General features: G+C 57.7%; 16 protein-coding genes and 2 pseudogenes. 10 read left to right on the top strand and 8 right to left on the bottom strand.

Annotated elements, in window-relative coordinates; translation table 11 throughout:
• Positions 1-1,122: 1,122 nt before the first annotated feature.
• Together uppZ and JZX89_RS28890 are read right to left on the bottom strand one after the other, a co-directional pair.
• The gene (uppZ, locus tag JZX89_RS14090) at positions 1,123-2,106 is read right to left on the bottom strand and encodes a polysaccharide biosynthesis acyltransferase UppZ (protein WP_207134406.1); all 984 of its coding nucleotides are present in this window, start codon (positions 2,104-2,106) and stop codon (positions 1,123-1,125) included.
• A 224-nt stretch (positions 2,107-2,330) separates the two neighbouring features.
• Complete coding sequence (locus tag JZX89_RS28890; RefSeq protein WP_207134405.1) at positions 2,331-3,959, bottom strand: glycoside hydrolase family 16 protein; 1,629 nt, start codon at positions 3,957-3,959, stop codon at positions 2,331-2,333.
• Between the two features lie 473 nt (positions 3,960-4,432).
• On the opposite strand from JZX89_RS28890, the gene uppW reads away from it, so the two are divergent.
• Together uppW and JZX89_RS14075 are read left to right on the top strand one after the other, a co-directional pair.
• Complete coding sequence (uppW, locus tag JZX89_RS14080) at positions 4,433-5,833, top strand: Wzy-type polysaccharide biosynthesis protein UppW (protein ID WP_246746700.1); 1,401 nt, start codon at positions 4,433-4,435, stop codon at positions 5,831-5,833.
• A 43-nt stretch (positions 5,834-5,876) separates the two neighbouring features.
• A pseudogene (locus JZX89_RS14075) lies at positions 5,877-6,565 on the top strand (IS6 family transposase).
• Positions 6,566-6,830: 265 nt separating this feature from the next.
• Here JZX89_RS14075 and JZX89_RS14070 read toward each other — a convergent pair.
• The gene (locus JZX89_RS14070) at positions 6,831-8,003 is read right to left on the bottom strand and encodes an MFS transporter (protein WP_207134404.1); all 1,173 of its coding nucleotides are present in this window, start codon (positions 8,001-8,003) and stop codon (positions 6,831-6,833) included.
• 86 nt (positions 8,004-8,089) lie between these two features.
• Between JZX89_RS14070 and JZX89_RS14065 the strand changes: the two genes are divergently transcribed.
• The gene (locus JZX89_RS14065) at positions 8,090-8,593 is read left to right on the top strand and encodes an Lrp/AsnC family transcriptional regulator (RefSeq protein ID WP_174374392.1); all 504 of its coding nucleotides are present in this window, start codon (positions 8,090-8,092) and stop codon (positions 8,591-8,593) included.
• A gap of 136 nt (positions 8,594-8,729) precedes the next feature.
• On the opposite strand, the gene rsgA is transcribed toward JZX89_RS14065, so the two are convergent.
• The 3 genes and pseudogenes from rsgA to JZX89_RS14050 all read right to left on the bottom strand — a co-directional run.
• Positions 8,730-9,743, bottom strand: coding sequence for a ribosome small subunit-dependent GTPase A (gene rsgA / locus JZX89_RS14060; RefSeq protein WP_207134403.1), 1,014 nt, complete (start codon positions 9,741-9,743; stop codon positions 8,730-8,732).
• Between the two features lie 15 nt (positions 9,744-9,758).
• On the bottom strand, positions 9,759-9,932 hold the full coding sequence (locus JZX89_RS14055; protein WP_174374394.1) for a hypothetical protein: 174 nt from the start codon (positions 9,930-9,932) through the stop codon (positions 9,759-9,761).
• A 220-nt stretch (positions 9,933-10,152) separates the two neighbouring features.
• A pseudogene (locus JZX89_RS14050) lies at positions 10,153-11,736 on the bottom strand (ABC-F family ATP-binding cassette domain-containing protein); the annotation flags it as partial.
• 479 nt (positions 11,737-12,215) lie between these two features.
• Between JZX89_RS14050 and JZX89_RS14045 the strand changes: the two are divergent.
• From JZX89_RS14045 to JZX89_RS14015, 7 genes are all read left to right on the top strand, one after another.
• Entirely contained in the window at positions 12,216-12,872 is a 657-nt protein-coding gene (locus tag JZX89_RS14045) for a response regulator (RefSeq protein ID WP_369809553.1), read from the top strand.
• Positions 12,869-14,272, top strand: a complete 1,404-nt coding sequence (locus JZX89_RS14040; protein WP_207134402.1) for a sensor histidine kinase — start codon at positions 12,869-12,871, stop codon at positions 14,270-14,272. Before JZX89_RS14045 ends, JZX89_RS14040 begins: the two co-directional genes overlap by 4 nt.
• A gap of 81 nt (positions 14,273-14,353) precedes the next feature.
• Complete coding sequence (locus JZX89_RS14035; RefSeq protein ID WP_207134401.1) at positions 14,354-15,346, top strand: Bug family tripartite tricarboxylate transporter substrate binding protein; 993 nt, start codon at positions 14,354-14,356, stop codon at positions 15,344-15,346.
• A gap of 12 nt (positions 15,347-15,358) precedes the next feature.
• Positions 15,359-15,799 (top strand): tripartite tricarboxylate transporter TctB family protein, encoded by a 441-nt coding sequence (locus tag JZX89_RS14030; RefSeq protein WP_207134400.1) that lies wholly within the window; start codon positions 15,359-15,361, stop codon positions 15,797-15,799.
• Positions 15,799-17,328, top strand: coding sequence for a tripartite tricarboxylate transporter permease (locus JZX89_RS14025; protein WP_149900647.1), 1,530 nt, complete (start codon positions 15,799-15,801; stop codon positions 17,326-17,328). Before JZX89_RS14030 ends, JZX89_RS14025 begins: the two co-directional genes overlap by 1 nt.
• A gap of 15 nt (positions 17,329-17,343) precedes the next feature.
• A complete protein-coding gene (gene prpB, locus JZX89_RS14020; RefSeq protein WP_207134399.1) occupies positions 17,344-18,249 on the top strand; it encodes a methylisocitrate lyase in 906 nt (301 codons plus the stop codon).
• A gap of 808 nt (positions 18,250-19,057) precedes the next feature.
• Positions 19,058-20,194, top strand: a complete 1,137-nt coding sequence (locus JZX89_RS14015; RefSeq protein WP_174374399.1) for a polysaccharide biosynthesis/export family protein — start codon at positions 19,058-19,060, stop codon at positions 20,192-20,194.
• Between the two features lie 9 nt (positions 20,195-20,203).
• Here JZX89_RS14015 and JZX89_RS14010 read toward each other — a convergent pair whose 3' ends face one another.
• Positions 20,204-21,109 carry a protein kinase domain-containing protein gene (locus JZX89_RS14010; RefSeq protein ID WP_207134398.1) on the bottom strand — a complete coding sequence of 302 codons (906 nt, stop codon included), beginning with the start codon at positions 21,107-21,109 and terminating at the stop codon, positions 20,204-20,206.
• Positions 21,096-22,508: a type VI secretion system-associated protein TagF gene (tagF, locus tag JZX89_RS14005; protein WP_207134397.1), complete on the bottom strand. Its 1,413-nt coding sequence runs from the start codon at positions 22,506-22,508 to the stop codon at positions 21,096-21,098. The genes JZX89_RS14010 and tagF overlap by 14 nt, the downstream gene beginning before the upstream one ends.
• Positions 22,509-22,533: the final 25 nt, after the last annotated feature.

The following is a 22,533-nucleotide window of genomic DNA, read 5'->3' as shown; positions in this document are numbered from 1 at the left end:
ACTACGCCATGCTGGACGAACCAGCCATGGCCGCATAACTCAAACCAAATGGCCTCCGGCAAACCCGGTGCGGTTCAGTCGGCGCTCCGCAATTTCCCTTCTGAAATGCTAATTGGCGTATTGATTTTGGGTGTCGTTGGTACACATCCCACTCTGCAGCGTTAACCATATTGGAAACCGCCACATCAAGTCCGCTTCAGTTATGTTAACCGTTGGTAAACAGGGGCGATTGGCGGACCAACGATGTGAGCTTTGTGTTGGAGAAACACCTGGGAGCGGCTGCTCAGGGAGATCGCGGCCTGCGAAATGGCAGTTCGAGAGATCGAAACCGATCTTCGACTTCGGGCAATGTCGAACGACGCCAACGACAGAGAGTTGGCCCTCCTGCGGCGATTAAAAGGTGAAAATGCCCGATTTGCTTCATCGTTACCGGAATCTGAGAGAAGCGTTCATTGCGTTGCTGTGTGAAGACGATATCGCGGCCGAGCAATTTCCTGCCTGAGATCGCAGGCTACCTATCCTCGTTGCTGCGCAGTTCAAATGTCCAGCCCATATCGAGATCAATCAGCACAGTGATTTCGGTGTCCGTGTAGTTCACGGCTGCGATCCCACTCCTGTCCTCTATGCTCCGTCACAAAACGCCCGCTGGGGTCGTTCAAGGGCAATGGTTATATGAGGAACCGCTGAAGACGCATTCATTTGGCCCTGCAGGTGCCTATTCGCCTTGTTGCTTTCCAAACAGGAGGAAGCCAAGATCTTGATCATCTTCCGTTCTGATGACAAACTCGCCACAATAGTGCCTCCCTCTCAGATTTTACGGGTGTCCATCGCGCTAAAAAATGGCAGCGTGAGCGGTACTAGACCCGATGATCTCCTTCCCTCCCAACTATGCGAGCGGTGGGTGGAATAGAAGCGTCCGTGCCACCAACTAGGAGAGTGACGATGACGCATGAAATTCATTGGCCTTGACGTTATAAAGAAACGGTTGCGGTCGCAATCGCCGGCGCAACAGCCATGCGTTCGACTGCATCGGTGATGGATTGTATGCAAACATCCAGTCCTTGAAGCCGAGCAGGAGGAAAAGCTTCGGCCTGCATGTTTTTCCTGTGGCCAATCTTCAGGTCAGCGCACCGGTACGGCATGGTCTTGCCGGCGCGGCCCGCCGCCATACTTGCGTCTGAAAAGCTTGATAAGCGGTTTCTCGAACAGGAAATGCGCCAAGACCGACACGGCCAGTGCAACGATGATGATGACCGCTCCAGCGAGAATACCGGGTGCCAATATCTTATGAATGATTGAGATCACCAGGCCATGCAGAAGATAGAGGGCGTAGGACGAGTCCCCGATAATCTCGATTGGTTTCAGCAGACGTCGCGGCCATAGTCCGGCATTTTCGAGCCACACGCATCCGGCCACAAGGAAAAAGGCAGGTACGCCCCACGTCATCAGGCGCAGCATTCCAGATTGCTCGCTTATCATAGCCGCGGCAACAAAACCCGTCAGTGATATGACAAGTGCGGCGATACCCGCTTGTCCGCCCTGGAACATAAAGCGCGACAGCAGAAGCCCGCCGAGGAACTCCAGCAAGAGCGGCGAGGTCCAGGTTTGTATGAAGGGGGATTGTGAGGGTAAAACCTGTCCCGCCAAGGCCATGACGGACAGGATGCCGACCGTTACAGCCAGCGGTGCGCGCACGGCAAGTCCAAGCGCGAAGACAATATAGAAGAACATTTCCATATTAAGGGTCCAGCCCACGACCAAAAGGGGAGCTACCTCGCCGTTATCGCCTGTATAGGGAATAAAAAGCAGCGATTTCCATAAATGCTCGAGGGTAAAGGTAAAGGTAGAAAAAACGCCCGCCATCGCACCGGCGCACATCACCAAGGTCACGGCCCAGTATAAGGGCACAATACGGACCAGCCTGTGATATAAAAACGCCCCCGGTCCCCCCGCCGTTGCGAAAGAACCCATGATGAGGCCGGAGATGACAAAAAAGACATCCACACCTGCCGCCCCAATCGTAAATGGGTCACCGACTATATGAAACAGCAGGACCGAAAACGCCGCGAGCGCCCTCAGAAACTGGATGGAATAAACCTTTTGCATTACCGCTCCTGAAGTACTCAACCGTTCACGTCCTTCGCCTCAAATGCAGACAGAGGCAGCGATTCGCACCAACTCGAAAAAGTCGCAGAACTCTCCTGATTTCGATGCTTGCAAGAATTGATGAGGGATACGTTCAAAAAATACCTAAAATCTGAAGAGCCAGATGACCAGAATTATTCTTACCAGAAGCAGCCATCTCATGTGTAATTGAGTAAATGCCCTGGTTACAAACGTTTATATGCCGCAACGTAGTCGATTTTGACAGTGTTGGGATAATCTGCCGGGTCTGGCGTCCCTGGCCAAACGCCTCCCACTGACTGGTTCAGGATGAAGTAGAACGGAACATCGAATGGTTCTGCTCGGGCGTAAAGTCCTGAGCTGTTGGGAAGGGGAAATGTGGTCTTCTTGACAAAGTTGTCATCAATGAAGAACGAGATTCCTGTCGTATCCCATTCGGCGGCGTATACCGTCCAACGGTCGACGCTGGGGATAACGTTTGCCGAACCGGAGTCCTGTGTATGTCCACCAGTCGATGTACCCCAGTGCAAAGTACTGTGCACTGTTTTGTCTTCAGTGGCATTGGTCGTCGAGTTGAGTTGCCCTACATATTCAAGAATGTCGATTTCGCCGCCGCAGGGCCAGTACATGCCGCAAGTTCCCCAGTTCTTTTGTAACTGCGGCATCATCCAGAACGCTGGCCAGGCCCCCCTTGCGACTGGCATTCTGATCCGTGCCTCCAGACGGCCAAAAGCCTGCGAAAAGCGGTCTTTCGAGATGACAAGCCCGCTGAGCCACGATTTGGTGATCCCCAGGCAGCTCACGGACTTCTGCTTTGCGGTCAACTGTAACGATCCGTTTTTGATCGCTACTTGCGAAGCATCATAGCACTCCGTTCCCCAGGTCTCGCCAAAACCATCCGTGCTAGACCCGTATGTTGGGCCCGTGGTGATTGCCACCCACTTTGCGGGATCAAGTGTACCATTCGAGAATTCATCCGAAAAAGTCAGAGCCCAACCATCGCGAACGGGAACGGGTACATTGTCTGGCTGAGTTGGGGGGGAGGCGGCGATGCCTGGATTCAGCATGACATCGTCCACCAGCACCGAGACCGCACCGCCATCCTGTCTTTCGGCTGTAATACCGATCAATGTTGTATTCGGCATCGGAACGTCAATAACGACGCGCGTCCAGGCCGTTGAAGAAACGGCAATCGGGCCGGTGTTGGTATCCCGTAGTGTTTCGTCAGTTACCTGATCGACGAGTTTTGTGTGAACAAGAGCGCTTCCCGTCTCCGCTCGGACATAATAAGCAACTCGGGTTAATGGCTGAGGGCATTCGCCGGGGCTTATATCTCGCTTGGCGGTGCCATATGGAGAACCGCTCAGTTTAAGCGACCAGTCATCTGTTCGTCCGGGAGAGGTTATGGCCACCGCATTGCCGCTCCACCAAACCACAAACCCGCCCGTGTCTTGCGTGAAAGACTGGTTTGCGTAGGCATCGTTCGCAACGACGACATCATCAATATAAACTGTTGTGTTGGTTGCCGGCGAAACCGGCTCGGCGGTAATGCCAATGAGTGTCTCATTGGTGATCATGACGGGAATCGAAATCCTGGTCCAAGTCGTCCCCACAACGGTCGGTCCGGCGTTGACCGAATCGTACAGGACGGCGTCGGTCACCTGATCAACGAGCTTTGTGTAAATACGAGCGCTACCCGTTTGGGTGCGCACCCAATAATTCACATAAGCGATGCCGAGTGGGCATTCGGTGGGCAATATGTATCTGTTTGCCGTGCCAGGACCGCCCTGTAAGCGCAAGGATTGTGAATCCGTGTGGCCGACGGACGTATCCACGACGGGAGTCGACCCGCTCCACCATGGTCCCCAGCCTCCGAGCCCGGCCGAAAATGACTGGTTCTCCCCGCAATCTACACTTACAGCGTGAGCTGGAGAGCCCGCAGCATACAAAATCATGGCAAGTAGCCAGGTCAGTAAAGAACCTCTCATGGCACCCCCAACAAAGACACCTTATAGTTGAATTCCAATAAGCCTGAACTGGCATCTTCTCGTCAAGTGCGGAGTTGGGGATTCGTCGAAAAGGTACATTTTTATCGCGATGATGAAAGAAACTAACCCGAGCCAGAATCTGCGCACCGTTTGATTGCAGAAAGCGTCTGTTTTTCCGCTTAGGCCTCTTTTCTTCATGACGGATTTGCTATTCATCCGTGCATTCGGAATAACTAAAAAATAGGGTTTTCTCGGGATATTGATGTCACCGGAATGAAGCATCGGGCACACATGGGAAAAATGGCAGAGAAGATCCCCTTATGGATGCAGCGCACGAAGAACAGACGCGTGGAAATTGGCGGAATACACTGTTTTATGTGACGTTCCTTTATTTTACGGTCGGTTTCTCACCCTATATTTCACTCTCGTCGACCTATCAGGGCTCTGCCATGGCGGAGGGGTCCAACCTGTTGAACCAGCTCACCGCGATCATCCTGCTTTTCAGTTTCATGGTGTTCATGGTGAAGGAACGGTCTTTCTCCATCGTCTTCACGCCGCGTCTGCTGATGGCGACGATTTTCGGCTGGTACGCCTTCACCTCTGTCGTGGGGGAGGCGCCGATGTTTTCGCTGCGCCGGCTTGTCATGTGCGCCATCATCTGCGTGCTTGCCGGTTGCTTTTTGCAATTGCCGCGCACGGAACGGCATTTCACCACGCTGCTTGCCAGCTGCGCGATGATTATCCTTTTCCTGTGTTATTTCGGCGTCATCGCCCTGCCGTCACGATCTATCCATCAGGCAAGCGACGCGCTGGAGCCGCTTCTGGCGGGTAACTGGCGCGGAGTCTTCCAGCACAAGAACGAGGCTGCCTCGGTCATGGCGGTGCTGATCATCGTGGCGATTTATCTCTGCAGGCGCTGGTCCTTCATCGGCGGCCTGCTGGTGCTGCTGTTGTCGCTGTTCTTCCTGATCAAGTCAGGCGGCAAGACGGTGCTCGGCCTGATGCCGATCGTCGTCGCGGCGGGCTGGTTCATCGTGCACTGGCCCCAGTGGCGTTATGTGGTCTTGGCCCTGCTTCTGTTGGTCTTCACCGTCGTGACCGTCGGCACCACGGTCGATCCGGTGTTTTCGCAGATGCTGACTAGGATGGGTGTCGATGCCAGTTTTACTGGCAGAACCGATATCTGGATCGTCGCCATCGATTACATCCGCAAAAGTCCGATCCTCGGATATGGCTATCAGGCCTTTTGGCGCAGCGACGCCCTGATGTCGAGCATGGATAGCAACAGTTGGGCAACGACCGCGCCAGCGGCCCACAGTGGATATTTCGATCTGCTGCTTGCGGGTGGCATCCCCGGTCTGGTGCTGGTGATGATGTGGATTTATCTGCTACCGCTTCACTATCTCGGCAAAATGAACGAGGCGACGCGCAAAAGTCCGCTGACCCGCCTTTACGTCGGTATCTGGCTTTATGTGCTGCTCTACGGCTTTCTGGAAACGCTATTCTTGCTCAGTTCGGGCTCCGTCTGGTTTTTTCTCCTCGTGGCGGTAATGGGCCTGCATCTGCAGGCGAACGCCAGCCTTGCCGAAGACGAGGCAGAGCCGGAATCTGCCCGAACCGTCGGTGATGCCGACACGACACCCCACTTGCGATTACCCGTTGCTCGAAAGACGTTCACGACTGTTCGGTCGGTACGAAACTCAGAATCTACTCGAAAATGATTGAGTGAAATCATATAGTTGTGTTTCTGTTGGCTTGCTCAGGATGAGCACGCCGACAATCAGCTATAAGAACCACCGCTTTCCACCACAGATCATTGCCCGTGCTGTGTGGCTGTATTTCCGGTTCCCTTTGAGCCTGCGGCTTGTCGAGGAAATTCTGCTGGAGCGCGGCATCGTCGTTTCTTATGAAACGATCCGCCGATGGGGTCGAAAATTCGGTCCGGCCTACGCAAAACAGTTGCGCAGAAAGAGGCGTGTCGCGATACCAAGGCTGCCAAGCGACTGCTGCTCAGGCTGCTGAAGAAGCAAGGCCTAACGCCGAAGCGCATCATCACCGATAAATTGCGCTCCTACCGCGCCGCAAAACGGAATGTCATACCCAGTGTCGAACATCGATCGCACAAGGGCTTGAACAATCGAGCGGAGAATTCTCACCTGCCACTGCGAAAGCGAGAACGGATGATGCAGGGATTTCGATCGGTCGGCGGTTTGCAACGCTTCGTCTCGATCTTTTCGGTCGTTCGAAATCTCTTCGTCGCACCACGCCAGAAGCGCTCGGCTCTGGCCACCCACATTCACCGTATCCGCGCCATGGCGCAGCGGAAAGCTGTGACCGGCGCACTTGCCTCATCTATGCGCGGATACTCCTCCTGGCATGGGCGAAACAACGTGACAACGCCTCGCAAGGCACTCGCGCCCACCTGCATCCTGCGGGTCACCGTCAATCTCTGAAATCCAGTAGTTGCACGCCGTGACGAAACAAGGTGCGCCTTTTCACACCATCTGGCGATGTCCAAGCCTAACGCCGTCTCGTTCGCTTCACTGATAAACCGTAGAATAATTATTTCTCTACAATTGCTAACCGCAGGGACGTTGGTTCGTATCCGCTCAAGAGCTTGAACGTGAAGGAGAAAACCACGGCTTGCAAGGTACAAGGGGCTCACCTGATGTGGCGCCCCTTATGTTACCCGCAACGGTCTTTATCTAACCGACAAAATCACTTGGCAAGCGCTTTCGAAAGCTGTTTCCTCGACGATGCCCACGCCACCAATGCCAAGGCAAGAGCCATCAGCGAGAGGATCGCGCCTGCCCAGTTTGGTGATGCGAGGCCGAACCCTGCTGCAATCGTCGCCCCGCCCGCCCAGGCGCCAATTGCGTTACCAAGATTGAACATACCTATGTTGACGGACGCAGCCATGGTGGGCGCGCCGGCATAATCTGCGCGGTCCATCACCAGTTTCTGGATCGGAGAGACGGTAGCAAAGCCGAAGGCGGCCATAAGGAACACGGCTGCCGAGGCAACGACAGGGCTGCCGACGCCGATCCAAAACACCAGGAGCACCGCTGCTTGGGCGGCGAGCGTCACGAACAATGTGCCGAACAAAGAGCGGTCCGCAAACCGGCCCCCAATCCAATTGCCAACGGCCAGACCGAGGCCGAACAGGACCATCAGCCACGCGATACCCGTGTCGGAAAATCCGGCTTCGGAGACCATCATCGGAGCGATATAGGTGATGGAAGTGAAGAACGCGGCGGGTCCGAAGATTGTAATGCCCATCGCGAGCAATACCTGCGGGTCCACAAACGCGCGCAGTTCCGTCTTCAGTGCGATCGGCTTGCCCGCTTCTATCCGGGGAACCAACATCGCGATGCTGACGATGGTCACCACGCCAATACCAGCGACCAACCAGAACACCAGACGCCAATCATAAACCTGCGCAAGCCAGGTGCCCAGCGGAACACCGAAAAGGTTCGCTAAAGTCAGCCCGGAGAACATGACGGCAATTGCGCTCGCCTGTCGGTCCTTGGTCACCAGCGACGCAGCGATGATCGAACCGAGACCGAAAAACGTGCCGTGGTTAAGGGCCGTCAGTACGCGACCAACCAGAGCAATTGTTAAATTTGGAGCGAGGGCCGTCAGCACGTTTCCGAACGTGAACAGCACTGCCAGTCCGATCAGCATCGTTTTGCGCGGGACCCGTGAACCCGCAACGGTCAGGATTGGTGCACCAACAAAAACACCGAGAGCGTAGGTCGTCGCCATCAGGCCGGCGGTCGGGATGTCTAAGCTAAAGTCGCGAGCTATCTGAGGGAGGATGCCGGCAACGACAAACTCGGTTAAACCTATACCGAATGCGCCAATGGCCAGCGCGAAAAGAGCGAGAGGCATAAAATACTCCAGATGCGATATTGTTTGCCGAATAGAGTTCGGCGATAATGCCGATATCGGATATGAAATTCGGGAGTAAAGCCAAAATGGCTTCGACTGCAAAAGAAACAGATGTTATTCGGCAAACGAAGCATCGGCCCGTAGAGCTGGACACTTTCGACCGAAAGATATTAGGCGCGCTCGCAGAGGACGCTTCTCGAAGCTACGCTGAACTCAGCACGATCGTGAACCTGTCAGCGCCTGCGGTGCATGATCGCGTGAAGCGGCTGAAGCGGGACGGCGTGATCAGAGGCACCGTCGCGAAACTCGACGGATGCAAGCTCGGCCGCTCACTTCTGACATTTCTGGTCATCGACACCAGCAGCTATAGCGCCACTCGTGCGCTTCTCGCGTTCACCGAAAGACCGGAGGTCGAGGAAGTCCACACGGTGGCGGGTGACGGCTGCGTTCTCGTGAAGGTGCGGGCAGCCGACACCGAGTCCTTGGAAAATTTCCTGATGGAAGTCCAGAGCCTCGACGGCGTGCGCTCTGTACGCAGTTACATCGCATTGTCGACGTTCTTGGAACGCGGACCGATGCCAGATCGATAGTTGGCTCGATCTTGGTGGCCGGGTATCGAGTGCGAGCTTGAACAGGGTCGTTGGTTCATATCCCTTCAAGACGAAGGGTTCAGGGCTGCAAGACTAGTTGCCCCCTGAACGGGTCGCATGCCGATGGTCGAAGCGGCTAATATTTCTTCTTCTTGATGACCTTGTTGCCGCGTGGTCCGCTCACGACTGGCGTCCGGTTGCAATTTTCAGCGTGCAAACCTCGCCAACGTTCAAGGCGATCGGCACTAAGCTCGCCGCTGGCGATAGCGCCTCGGATGGCGCATCCTGGTTCATGTGCATGGGTGCAATCGCGAAACCGGCACAACGGCGCCAGATCGGTGATTTCGGCAAACAGCGTATCTATTCCGTCGGTAATGTCGCTGAGATAGAGCGTCCTGATCCCCGGCGTATCGATGACCCAGCCGCCGCCTGGAACAGCATGCAGGGATCGCGCCGTTGTGGTGTGCCGGCCCTGCGCGTCGTATTCACGGATGGTCCCGGTTTTCTGCTTCGTATCAGATCCGGCCAAAGTGTTTACAAGCGTTGACTTTCCAACACCGGAGGACCCTACCAGCGCAACGGTCTGGCCTAGGCCCAACCAGGGCCTCAACAAGGGGACGGCATCGGCGGAGCGTCCATTAAGCGCTATGACTGGCAGACCGCGTTGCAGTGCCTCGGCTTCTGACTGAAACTGGCCGACGTCTTCCGCAGTATCGGCCTTGGTCAGCACGATGATTGCATCGCTTCCGGCCTGGTTCGCCATGATCAAATAACGTTCGAGACGCGCGGGATCGAAATCTGCATTGCATGAGGTGACGATCAGCAGGGTGTCGATATTGGCGGCAACCAATTGCTGGCCATGTCCGCCTTCAGGCCTTCGCTGGAACAGGCTTTTCCGGTCGAGACGGGTAACGAACATACCGGTCAGCGGATCGGCAAGGACCCAGTCCCCGACTGCGAAGTCGGCCGTACTACTATTGCCCGGCAGCTCCAGTGCAACGGGTCCTGCGATATCGATCGCCTCTATGCGCGAGCGGTGGACCGATGCTATCCGTCTGGGCAAGAGGCCGGCTTCGCTGTCTTTCACCTGATCCGCAAAAAAGGCGGACCAACCGAGTTCTTCCAGCGCCAAGGTCATCGGTATCGTCATCGACTGTCGTCTCGCCTACTGATGAGGATCGCGTTTCGGCAAGGACTTGGCGTGCGCAGCGGCCTCGCCGGAATAGGGAAAATCGTCGCCCGATTGACGATCGCCATCGAACACCTTGAAGACCGGGCCATCGGTTTCGACGATTTTGTAGCCATTGACGTACTCGAATTTCGGCGTTTTCCAGCCCATCGGAAGTCCTTCCGTCGGTCCAGCATTTCTGGTCTCGAAATGATACCGGACAATGTTACCTATTGAACCGTCGATCTATCAGGTTGCGGCGCAAAATACGACCGGTGAAATTCCTGAGTGAATCAATACTGGTCTGCGTGGTCGCCGCAACAGTGCAGGCTGCTGTAGATGCCCGCACCGATGCGCTTCAGAAACAGAAGCGATTATGACGTCAGTTTTTCTTCTTCTTCTTCTTTTTCCCGGAAGACACGACGATATCCCGGTACTCGTCCATATCACCTTCAAAGGTGGTGACGGTGCCGTTGTTGACGAGCCACAGGCGGTCGACGGTCGCTTCAATCAGATGGCGATCATGCGAAATCAGGATCACCGCACCATCATAATCGTTCAGAGCCTCGATCAGCGCGCGGCGGCTGTCGATGTCGAGGTGGTTGGTCGGTTCGTCGAGGATCAGCAGGTTCGGTGCATGGAATGCCGCCAGACCCATCAGCAGGCGAGCCTTTTCTCCACCCGACAGATCCTTGGCAGCAGTTGCCATCTTCTCTGTGGCAAGGCCCATCTGTGCCACGCGGGCGCGCACCTTGGCTTCCGGTGCCTGTGGCATCAGTTTGCGCACATGCTCGACGGCGGATTCCTCAGGCACCAGATCATCCAGCTGGTGCTGGGCAAAAAAGCCGACCTTCAGGGACGGGGCCGTGCGCAGATCACCCGTTTCTGGCGAAAGACGGCCGGAGATGAACTTGGCGAACGTCGATTTGCCGTTGCCATTCGAGCCCAGCAGCGCGATGCGGTCATCATTGTCGATGCGCAAATCGATGCCCTTGAGGATGGGACTGCCGGGTTCGTACCCGACAGAACCGCCATTGATGGCGACGATGGGGGAGGCAGGCTGCTTTTCCGGGGTCGGAAACGTGATCGGCTGAACGTGATCTTCGATGACCGAAGAAACCGTTCCCATGCGCTCCAGCGCCTTGACGCGCGATTGTGCCTGTTTGGCCTTTGATGCCTTGGCCTTGAAGCGGTCGATGAAGCTCTGCAGGTGCTTGCGCGCGGCATCGTTCTTGACTTTGGCCTTAGTCTGCAATTCGTCGTTTTCGGCCTTCTGGCGCTCGAACTGGTCGTAACCGCCGCGATAGAAGGTCAGTTTCTTCTGATCGAGATGCACGATGGCATTGACGGCGTTGTTCAACAGGTCGCGGTCATGGCTGATGATGATCACCGTATAGGGATAACGGCGGATGTAATCCTCAAGCCAGAGGGTGCCTTCCAGATCGAGATAGTTGGTCGGCTCGTCGAGCAGCAGCAGGTCAGGTTCGGCAAACAGCACCGATGCCAGTGCCACGCGCATGCGCCAGCCGCCTGAGAAGGACGAAGCCGGACGAAGCTGGGCTTCCTGATCGAAGCCGAGCCCGGCCAGAATGCTTGAAGCGCGCGCTTCCGCCGAATGCGCGTCGATGTCGACGAGCCGCATCTGGATGTCGGCGATGCGTTCAGGGTCGGTCGCGGTCTCCGATTCCAGCATCAGCGCGGCGCGTTCCTTGTCGGCTGCCATGACGATCTCGATGAGACTATCTTCGGTGCCGGGGGCCTCCTGCGCCACCTGTCCGATCCTTGCATTTCGAGGGATCGATATCGAACCGGTTTCGGGACCGTGATCGCCGGTGATGACCTTGAACAGGGTGGATTTGCCAGCACCATTTCGGCCAACCAGGCCGGCCTTGGTGCCGCTTGGTAGCGTCACATTGGCTTTATCAAGGAGAAGGCGTCCGGCAATGCGGGTGGAAAGATCGGTAATTGAAATCATGGCGCCGTTTTGGCGAAACCGCTGCGTTATAGCAAGCTCAATGAGCATATTGGCAATCGCCACGGAAAACATAAGTGATCGTGGATGCTGCGCTGCAACAAATGGTTGGTATCTATATCGAGTTCAGACGTGGGTCTGATCAGCTATGATCTCTTCCAATTCCCTTTTCCGTTGTCCGCGTACCGTAGATCTGGCGTCGGCGTACCCGAGCATTGCTCTGGATGGTCACGCAGGCACTTCCTCGCAAGGGCCTTCGATTATTGACGCAGTGTCAGAGATTAAATGTACCGTTTTCTTCCCCATCCCAATATTCGACAGGCTGGCCGTGAACCTTGTGGTGGAAGATCTACCTCCCACAGTCGAGGTGATAAACTGCTAAGGTTAGTCGCGGAATAGCGTTTGACTTGACCCTATACAAAACCGCTGCTTCAAGTGAGGCATCGAAACGTCACTTTGAGGCTCAAGTGAAAATCCTTCTCGTGGAAGATGATGTCGAGCTGGCCCAGTGGCTCATCAAGGCGATGAACCAGCGCTACGAGTTCATCATCGAATGGGCGGAAGACGGTCGCGCCGCCGACGCCCGGTTGCGCAACGAGGAATTCGACATCCTCATCCTCGATCTTGGCCTGCCGTTAATGGACGGCCGATCGGTTCTGGCTGCGATGCGGGCAAGGCAGGACAATACACCGGCTCTCATCCTGACCGCACGCGACACCTTGACCGAGCGGATCGACAGTCTGCACCAGGGTGCCGACGACTTTCTGGCCAAGCCCTTCGCGATCGAGGAACTGGAAGCGCGCCTTGTTGCGTTAGTGCGCCGCGCCCATGGCCGTCACGCGGGAATGTTCACCTGCGGAGACCTGTACTTTTCTTCATCCGAGCAGAGGTTCACGCTCGCAGGCTCCGCCCTGGAATTGACGCCCAGAGAACATTCGATGCTGCGGATCCTGATCCAACACGCCGGCGAGCCGATGTCGAAGCAGAAAATCCTCGACCGCATGTTCTCCTACGATGCCGAAATACAGCTGGAGGCCATAGAAGTCATTGCCCATCGACTTCGCAAGAAGCTTCCCGGCTCGGCACAGATCAAGACCCTGAGAGGCATCGGCTATGTTTTGGAGGACGCCGGGGCATGAGTGGGCAATCGCCTAGTGAAAGGCCCGGTCATCGTCTGGCTATTTCGCTCGGTTTCTGGATCGTGCCGGCAATCATCACTGCGATGGCGTCCACGCTCTGGTTCAGTGCGACCACGATCGCAGAGATGGCCGACAGCGCTTACGACCGTTCGCTGGCGGGAGCAGTCCGAGCCATCGACGGCAATATTTCGACGGAGAGCGGAGGCGTGGGCGTAGAGCTTCCCTACAACCTCTTCGAATTCTTCCAGCTGACGGCTCAGGGTGCTGTCTACTTCAACATCTCGACAAGCGATGGCTTCGTGCAGATAGGGGACGTTCTGCTGCCAAAGGCGCAAAGCCTTACGAGTGGCGAGCTCAGCTTCGAGGATGCATCTTATTTCGGAAAGGAGGTTCGGATCGGGACGCTGACACGGCCGCTTGATCCTTCGAAACCCGACGGCACGCAGGTGACGATCCAGGTGGCGGAAACGAAGGTCTCAAGGACCTCCTTCCAGAACGAATTGATATTGCGGGCGGTGCTGCGCGATCTTCTTGTTGTTCTCGTGCTCGCCGCGCTCCTCAGTATCGGTGTCTATCTGGCGGTGAAGCCCCTCAACAGACTGCGTGAAATGATCGATGCCAGGGATCCGGACGATCTCAAACCGGTCGAGGCCGCGTCACTGCCCTTGGAAGTAAGGCCACTGGTGCAGGCGATGAACCGGTTGATACAACGGACGGTCGATGAAGCCGAGCAGCAACGCCGGTTTCTCGACGACGCGTCGCACCAGCTCAGGACGCCCATGGCGATCCTCAGAACTCAAATCGACTACGCTCTGCATCAAACGGATTTCAAGGACGTCCATCAGACACTTCGCGCATCACGAGACGTTCTCGATCGCTCCATCAGAACCACCAACCAGCTTCTATCTCTCGCCAAGGCGCGAACATCGCAAGGAACGGATATTTATCCCCAAGCGCAGCTCGATGTCACGGAGATTGCTGCCGACACGATACGGATGCTGTGGCCGCGGATCCGTGCAAGACGGATGAACTGTGTCCTTGAAGCTTCGGAGGTGCCGGTCAAAGTCAGGGCGAACGAGGGGCTTCTGCAAGAGGCCTGCATGAATATCATCGACAATGCGATTACCTATGCGCCGGAAGGCACGCTGATCACTGTCACGGTGCAAAAGCAGCGCGAAAGCTGCACCCTCGAGGTGATTGACGAGGGGGCCGGAATGAGTGCGGAGGAACTCGCATTCGCGGGCACAAGGTTTCGGAGTGGAAATCGCAAATCGAGCGGCAGCGGACTGGGACTGGCGATCGCACTGACCGTAGCTCGGGCGAGCGGAGGTACTATGACGGCGGAAAATCGCCAGGATAGATCGGGGCTTATCGTACGGATTGTGCTTCCGGCAACTTGATGAAAGCCAGTTGAAAGCTTGGGTCAGTTATAGCAGCGTTGCAGATTGGAGGTCTGCACACGTCATATGGAGGAGAGAACAATGACTTCTATTTCCCGCGCCGCCTTCGCGGCCACGCTCGCGTCGGCTGCGTTTTCGGCCACGCCTTCCACATCGCTTGCCGAACCGAAAAGCCCCGAATGTGTTGCTCCGGCTCAGCCCGGCGGCGGGTTCGACATCACCTGCAAGCTTGCCCAGGCGGCGTTGCGGGAATCCGGTGCCGTGAAGTCGCCGATGCGCGTGTCATACATGCCGGGCGGCATCGGAGCGGTCGCCTATAACTCGATCGTAGGCCAGCGTCGTGCAGAGCCCGGAACGATCGTCGCTTTTTCTGCCGGATCGCTCCTTAACCTCGCACAGGGCAAGTTTGGCGCTTATACCGAGAAGGACGTGCGCTGGGTTGCCAGCGTCGGCACGGATTATGGCGCGGTCGTGGTGCAGGATAACAGCGAATACAAGTCGCTTATAGAACTGATGGAAGCGATCAAGAAGGATCCTTCATCCGTCATCATCGGTGCCGGCGGCACGATCGGCAGCCAGGACTGGATGAAGGCGGCCATGACGGCACGTGCGGCCGGCATCGACTACAAGACGATGCGGTTCGTGGCATTCGAGGGCGGCGGTGACTGCGCCACGGCCCTTCAGGGCGGCCATGTCAATGTCTGCATGAACGACGTCGGGGACAGCCAGGCAGCCATCGATGGCGGCGCGCCGCTCACGCTTCTGGCGATCTTCTCCGAGAAAAGACTGCCGGGCAAGCTCGCCGAAGTGCCGACCGCCGCCGAACAGGGATTCGACATCAAATGGCCGATCGTGCGTGGCTTCTATGTCGGTCCGGATGTCAGCGACGCGGATTATAAGTGGTGGTCCGATGCGTTCGCCGCGACCATGAAGGCGCCTGGCTACGAGGCCGCTCTTCAGAAGCGTAACCTCCTTCCCTTGCCGATGACAGGTGAAGAGACGGCAGCCTTCGTCGAGAAGCAGGTCGCTGCATACAAGACGCTTGCGACCGAATTCGGTCTCGCCACCAAGTAAGGGGCACTTGTCATGAATACCGACCGTCTCCTGGGAGCGACCGCACTCGCGGTCGCAGCATCGATGCTCGCCTTCGGCTATGGGCTTCAGGCACCGTTCGCATATGAACCTGTCGGTCCCCGGACCTTCCCGCTTCTGGCAGCGGCAGTGATCGCCATCTGCGGCATCATGTTGCTGCTGAAGCCCGGAAAACCGGATCAGGCTCACAAGGCCGGGGCCGGCATGGCGATTGCTGCGCTTTCCGCGTCGCTGCTGGCTTATGCGGTTCTATTCCAGCCCCTCGGCTTCGTGATCTCGACAGCGATCTTCATGGTTCCGATTGCCATGATCTTCGGAGCCAAGTGGTGGCAGGGGGCTGTGACGGGAGTGGTTCTTGGCCTTGCTTCCTATCTTCTGTTCGACCACGTTCTCGAGGTCGTTTTACCGGGCGGCCCACTTGGAGGAATTATCTGATGGACACACTCGGCTATCTTGCCCATGGCTTTGGGGTTGCCCTGGCTCCCACCAATCTTCTTCTCGCAACCCTGGGGGCCATTGTCGGCACAATGGTCGGCGTCCTCCCGGGACTGGGTCCGATTAACGCCGTCGCCATGCTTGTCCCGGTCGTCTTCGCGCTTGGACTGCCGCCTGAAGGTTCTCTGATCCTCATGGCCGCCATCTATATCGGCTCCGAATACGGCGGCCGCATCAGCGCCATCCTGCTCAACGTCCCCGGTGAAGCTTCGGCCGTCATGACGGCGCTCGAAGGCTATCCGCTGGCGCGGCAGGGAAAGGCGGGAATTGCGCTCTCCCTGTCGGCCTGGACTTCCTTCGTCGGCTCGGCGATCGCGACATTCGGTATCGTGCTTGCCGCGCCCGTGCTTGCGCGTTGGGCGCTCGCCTTCGGACCGGTGGAATATGTCGCGTTGATGATCTTCGCCTTTTCCTGCCTGACGGGCCTGCTTACTGACCAGCCCGTGAAGGCGCTGCTGGCGATCATGCTCGGGCTCGCCATCTCGACGATCGGCATCGATGCAAATTCCGGCGTCTACAGATACACGTTCGGCTCGCCGAACCTTGCAGACGGCGTTCAGTTTGCGACCGTCGTCATCGGCCTCTTCGCCATCAGCGAACTGCTGATCATGCTGGACACGATGCACGGAGGCGCGTCGATCCGCATCGAGCAACTCGGCCGCAGTCTCTTCAACCGTGCTGAAATGCGTTTCACCAACATGGCGACGCTGCGCGGGTCGCTGATCGGCTTCTTCGTCGGCATCCTTCCGGGGGCAGGCGGCACTGTCGCCTCCGCTCTTGCCTATACAACCGAGAAGCGCGTTGTCGAAAAGAGCGACCCGGAAGGCAGCCGTTTCGGTGACGGTGACATCCGTGGCCTTGCGTCCGTCGAGGCCGCCAACAACAGCGCTTCGAACAGCAACTTCATTCCGATGCTGACATTGGGCATCCCGAGCTCCGGGACCACGGCAATCATGCTCGGTGTCCTCACCCTCTACAACCTGACGCCCGGGCCCGCCCTTTTCCGGTCGCAGCCCGACCTCGTATGGGGTCTCATCGCCTCGCTGTTCATCGGCAACATCATACTGCTTGCGATAAACATTCCGCTCGTCGGCCTGTTCGCGAAGATGCTGTCGGTTCCGGCGTGGGTCCTTGTCCCCTTCATCGTCGTGGTCAGTGCGATCGGCGTCTATTCGGGGAAGTCGACGACATTCGACCTCGTTCTGATGGTCGCGCTCGGGGTCGGAGCCTATTTCCTTCGCCGCGTCGGCGTGCCGATGGCCCCCCTGATCCTGGGGCTGGTACTGGGCAAGATCCTCGAGCAAAGCCTTCGCAGAGCACTGTCCCTGTCGGCTGGCGATGTTTCCATCCTCTGGTCGAGCCCGATTTCCATCACGCTCTGGATCATGGCTGCAGGCGTTCTGCTGGTCCCCCTGCTGATGCCGAAATTCAGAAGCTGGCGCCACAAGACGATCGTCGAGACGGACTGAGAGAGGGGTTATCGCATGTCGTATCTTGTTCCTTCACACGATGAGGACGTGCCGTCAGGTCTTCGGCTGCGCCGGATGCTTGACGGCACCGAAATCGTCCGGATGCCTGGTGCCCACAACGGACTGGCTGCGCTGCAGGCAAAGGCTAGCGGTTTCCAGGCGCTTTATCTGTCCGGCGCGGCGGTTAGCGCATCCATGGGCATGCCTGATCTTGGGATACTAACCTTGGACGATGTGCTGTTCTTTACACGGCAGATCGTTCGGGCATCTGGGCTTCCACTGCTTGTGGATGGAGACACGGGCTTCGGCGAAGCGCTCAACGTCATGAACACCGTTCGTCGTCTTGAGGAGGCTGGTGCCGCCGCCATCCAGATCGAGGACCAAATCCTCCCGAAGAAGTGCGGGCATCTCAACGACAAGAAGTTGGCAACACCGCAGGATATGGCAGCCAAGGTCGCGGCCGCCGCCAAGGCTCGGCGCTCGCTGCTGATCGTCGCCCGCACGGATGCCGCCGCCGACGAAGGGATCGACAAGGCTATCGACCGGGCGAGGCTGTATGTCCGGGCTGGTGCCGACGCCATATTTCCGGAAGCGTTGAAGACCGAGGCGATGTTTTCGGAATTCGTATCGGCGATGGGAGACGTGCCGCTGCTCGCTAATATGACGGAATTCGGTCGCTCGCCGCCGATGACCGCGGACAGACTGGAAGCGCTTGGATACAAGATGGTTATTTGGCCAGTGTCGTCCTTGCGCGTAGCGAACAAGGCGCAGCAGGCACTATATGGAGAGATCAGCCGGACAGGGACGACCAGCGACATCCTTGACTCCATGCAGACAAGGGCCGAGCTCTACGATCTTATTGATCTCAATGGCTATGAAGCTCTTGACGCCAATATCGTGGCAACCAGACTTCCGTCCTGATCATCAAAGCCGATACGAGGAGACACCAGTGACCAGCGTGGGTATTAAAGCGGAGAGGACTATTGTCTGCTGGCGAGGTTCTTCCTCTCGTTCGACGACAAGGACTGGTGTCGTTTGGCAGACCCGGCATGCTGAACAATGGCCACACCTGCCGAGAGGGCAGGGCGTATAAGTTCGTCTTCACGCGAACGCTGCGTCGGCGTCGAATTCTGGCTCCCATATCCCCGGAAGTTACATCGCCAGACCGGCGCTTCAGAAACTCTCGGATTGCCTCGGCGCGTCGACACGCCTCGTCCCAAAGAGTTTCGTCAATCTCGTCTGGGAACTGAGCATCCATCCTGAAGCACCGCAGATTTCATCAACGAATTAGTGCCGGGCTAACTTGTTGAAAGTGTTGGGGCGGAATCTCACGATTAAATGCAAACCTACGTCAGTAACGTTGGGTGAGGGGGATGGCGGTTTCGAAAAAAGGGCTGGAAAAACAGGCCCCCGGCAATCAGTTCTTGCTGCAATATTTGCAGCAGAGCCGTTGAACGAACCTTCGGCGTTGGACCAAGCGCGCTGGCTTCGTATTCGCTATCATTGCTGTTTTGTCGGTCTTTACCCAAAAGAATCAATTCCAGAGGGTGGCGATCAATCCGTCTCCTCGCGACTTGAGCCGCCGCTGGCTAGATTACGGAAAGGTTGCCGAATGGTCACACCGTGGATTGGAGGGTAAGTTTTCACAGATTTACAACCGCCAAAGTTGTTGCGATGACGCAGCTTGATGCTATCTCTGCGTTAAGTTGAATCATCGAGGGGATGAGGTATGAAGAAGTTGGGGGCGGTTCTGCTGGTGGCTCTGCTGAGCGCATGTGCAAAACCATCTGACGGGCCGACCGCGGGCAATATCCGGTCGGCGACTTTCCCTCGAACCAACGAAAAAATACCCGTCATCGAACTGGCGAATGCGCCGGCGGCGACCGTATCCGCGACCAGCCTGCAAGGCGCTTCCGGCCCGGGGCTCACCGCGCTTCGCAACACCGGCTATAATGCCCAGAGATTGCGACGCGGGGATGTGGTCGACATCACCGTGCTGGATACGGGTGAGGACGGGCTTTTCTCGCCAACGCAGAGCAAGACCCTCAACCTTGGCCGCTTTACGGTGGACCAGAGTGGATCGGTCAATATTCCTTTTGTCGGCAAACAGAGGGTGGTGGATTCCACGCCCGAGGGGCTGCAGTCTCAGGTCGTCGCAGGACTCAAGGGTTCGGCCGTGAACCCGCAGGCTGTCGTCACCGTCGTCGATAAGCCGACGAGCGCCGTGATGCTCAGCGGTGCGGTGAAGAGCCCCGGAAAGATCACGCTCACCGCCCGTCAGGAGCGCGTGCTCGATGCGCTCAATCAGGCCGGCGGCCCGACTGTCGCTCCGGGCGCGGCAACGGTGACCGTGGTTCGTGGTTCGCAGAGGGCCAGCGCATCGCTTGATCGCGTCATGCGGGAAGACCGCCAGAATATCCGTCTTTCGCCGGATGATCAGATCATGATCGATGGCGATGCCGCAAGTTATACCGCGCTCGGCGCTTTCAAGAGCGCCGGTGAATTCCAGTTCGAAGCTGGAAAACTGACCTTGGCGCAGGCTGTCGGTCGCGCCGGCGGGCTGCTGGATGACCGCGCCGATGCGCGCAATGTCTACGTCTTCCGCAACGAGATCATTCAGGTTCCGTCCACATCCGCGTCGGGTGCAAAAGGCCCGGTCGCGACCGCCACGACGATGCGGCCGGTGATCTACCACGTCAATATGCGCGATGCGTCGAGCATTGCGCTCATGCAACTGTTCCAGATGCAGAAGGGCGATGTGCTTTATGCCAGCAACGCCCCGCTGGTGGATTCGGCAAAGCTCTTGACCGTGTTCCAGAAGAGCGCGTCGACGGCGGCCGCGCCGCTGCCCGGCAGCGGCAACTGACAGGCGGCGCTACAAGAGCTGTAGCGCATCCATTGCCGATTGCGGACGCAAGGCGGGATCGTCATGGCAACAGGCATCGGCGAAATGCGCCAGCCTTTCCGTCGTCTGCGCTCCCGTTGTCGCCATGAGGCGTGAGGCAAGCCGCCCGACCGAAAATATATCCTGATTGGGGTTTGCGGCAGCACCCCGCATCTGCTCCGGTGCTGCAAACCCCGTGGAGCCGGCGAATGCCATGCCCCGTTCCCCATGCCGTCGGCCAATCTCCAGCGCAATGCCGAAATCACCGAGCCTGCCGGTTTCGAAATCATCACCCCGCATAAGAATATTGGCAGGCGTCACATCGCAATGAACGTATCCTTGCGTATGCATGGCGTTCAGCCCCTCCAGCGTGCGACGAAGGATCACCACTACATTCTGCCCGGTGACCGGCAGGGCGGATGCTCGCGACGCCAGTGAGTGCGGGAACCAGGGTTGCAGAAGGCCGGGGCGCCCGTCCGGCAGTCGCAGCAGCACGGAAGTTTCCACCAGACACGGGTGGCGCAGGGCCAATCCGATCCCGGCCTCCTCCCGCAGTCTTTGCAGCAGCGCCGCGTCGTCTCGCAATGCCGGCGGCACCGTTTTCAGGGCATGGAGGGAGCCGAGATCCCGGTGCCGCAATTGCAGCAGCAGCGTGGTCTCACTCTCATAGGCAATCCGCTCGACGGCGAAGCTGTCGGCGATCCAGTCGGGTTTTGCTGCGGAAAGCTGCGAGACCTTCCGATCCAGTGCATTTCTGAGCTGATCGATCAGGTCTCTCTGTTCGTCATCGGGTCTCTCGCGCGTGCCGTCATAGCGAATGCTTTGCCAAAGGTGCGAAAATCGCTCGCCCACCTGCGGATGGACCGGATTTCGGCCTTCCCGTTCACCCTTCTTCACGCCCGTTTCCAATCACGATGGCGCTGATATTCTCGCGCGCGTCTTCGATGAGCGCCTCTTGAATGAGGGCGTTGGCGCAGTCCTTGACCGGAGTGTCGCTGACGATTTCGGCGATCGTGCGCTCTTTCAGGATTTGTACCAGCGGGTAACTGCACAGAAGCAGCCTGTCGCGCGGGCTCCAGTCCTCATGGACGATATCCGGCCGGAACTGCTGGGAAAGCCCGACACATTGGGACAGCTGTTTTTTCATGCCGACGATGACGTGATCGCGGGAAAGTTGATGCATTGTCCCGTTTTTCAGGAGGTAGGCGCGCGCGTCACCGGACCACACGATGCTCAGCCCGTCGCCGATGATGTGGGCGATGACGAGGCTGGCCATGGGCCTGCCGTCGGCCCCTGCAATCTGCCGCGAGAGGAGAAGGCTGTTGACGGTGCCGAGCTTTCCCCTGATCTGCTGTGTCATCATCTCCGGGTTTGGGGCCGCCTGTATCTCCGCCAGAATGCTGGTGGCCAGACGTGCGGCCTCCACCGCGCCATGGGTATCGCCCTGTCCGTCGGCTATGGCGAAGAGGTCGGGGTTTCGTGAAACGAACAGCGAATCCGCATTGAGGGAAAGTCGTGTTCCGGGATGGGTTGCATAGCTGTAGGTGACCGATGACGGGTGTTCGGCTGATGGTGCAGGCCGCGTTACCGCAGGCTTTTGGGGGGACGCGCCATCGCGCGACGGCGCTTGTGCGCGCGTGGCGCTCACCCCGTCTTCCTCGCCCTTTGCTCCTATCTCGCTGAACAGGCGCACGAAATCGGCCGCCTGCGGCTTGCCGTCGAATTTCAAACCGCGCGCGCGCCGGCTGAGAGGTTCGATATGCCACCAGAGGCTCGTCGGCGCGCGGCCGCGCATCGTCTCCGGGGCGTCGTCTTCTTCCCGTGGTTTTGGCAAGCGGAGTTTCTTGACCGCGGCGTTGAAGCGGGACATATCGAAATCACCCGCCATGGATGTCTCGGCCAGCGCTTCGGCAGCCATGAACCAGGTATCGTCCAGATAAAGCGTTCTTGGATGTCGTCTGAAGCCGTTGAGCTGGGCGATGATGGCGAGGGGATATTTGCGCCCCACCCGGTCCGTACTGGGCACCAGGACACCCGCATAGGCGCAGTTTCCCCATATGCCCCTCTCGATGATGAAGCGAATGGGCGGCGATGACGAGAATATTGTTGGCCAGCGGCCGGAGAACATTTCAGCGCAGGCATGCAGGCCGGACCGCATCCAGTCGTCAAAGGTGCCGATCAATTCCCGTTCAAGACCGTCGGAGATGAAATCGCCATGGCTGGGAACCTTGCCGAAAAAACCGATGCGATCGCTTTCCGCAGCGGTTTCCGCGGGTCTCGATGCTTGATTGGCCATCAGACGGGAATGACCGCTGAGTTTG

The organism is Agrobacterium burrii, from assembly GCF_017313405.1.
Lineage (GTDB): Bacteria > Pseudomonadota > Alphaproteobacteria > Rhizobiales > Rhizobiaceae > Agrobacterium > Agrobacterium burrii.
Note: the sequence above shows the minus strand (reverse complement) of the source record. Positions and strands in the feature narration are given on the sequence as shown.

Excerpts from the sequence above, each read along its gene's own strand:
- tagF (WP_207134397.1), bottom strand. The coding sequence starts at position 22,508 with ATGGCCAATCAAGCATCGAGACCCGCGGAAACCGCTGCGGAAAGCGAT.
- uppZ (WP_207134406.1), bottom strand. The coding sequence starts at position 2,106 with ATGCAAAAGGTTTATTCCATCCAGTTTCTGAGGGCGCTCGCGGCGTTT.
- JZX89_RS14035 (WP_207134401.1), top strand. The coding sequence starts at position 14,354 with ATGACTTCTATTTCCCGCGCCGCCTTCGCGGCCACGCTCGCGTCGGCT.
- JZX89_RS14015 (WP_174374399.1), top strand. The coding sequence starts at position 19,058 with ATGAAGAAGTTGGGGGCGGTTCTGCTGGTGGCTCTGCTGAGCGCATGT.
- rsgA (WP_207134403.1), bottom strand. The coding sequence starts at position 9,743 with ATGACGATACCGATGACCTTGGCGCTGGAAGAACTCGGTTGGTCCGCC.
- prpB (WP_207134399.1), top strand. The coding sequence starts at position 17,344 with ATGTCGTATCTTGTTCCTTCACACGATGAGGACGTGCCGTCAGGTCTT.
- JZX89_RS14055 (WP_174374394.1), bottom strand. The coding sequence starts at position 9,932 with ATGGGCTGGAAAACGCCGAAATTCGAGTACGTCAATGGCTACAAAATC.
- JZX89_RS14030 (WP_207134400.1), top strand. The coding sequence starts at position 15,359 with ATGAATACCGACCGTCTCCTGGGAGCGACCGCACTCGCGGTCGCAGCA.
- JZX89_RS14025 (WP_149900647.1), top strand. The coding sequence starts at position 15,799 with ATGGACACACTCGGCTATCTTGCCCATGGCTTTGGGGTTGCCCTGGCT.
- JZX89_RS14065 (WP_174374392.1), top strand. The coding sequence starts at position 8,090 with ATGGCTTCGACTGCAAAAGAAACAGATGTTATTCGGCAAACGAAGCAT.
- uppW (WP_246746700.1), top strand. The coding sequence starts at position 4,433 with ATGGATGCAGCGCACGAAGAACAGACGCGTGGAAATTGGCGGAATACA.
- JZX89_RS14040 (WP_207134402.1), top strand. The coding sequence starts at position 12,869 with ATGAGTGGGCAATCGCCTAGTGAAAGGCCCGGTCATCGTCTGGCTATT.
- JZX89_RS14070 (WP_207134404.1), bottom strand. The coding sequence starts at position 8,003 with ATGCCTCTCGCTCTTTTCGCGCTGGCCATTGGCGCATTCGGTATAGGT.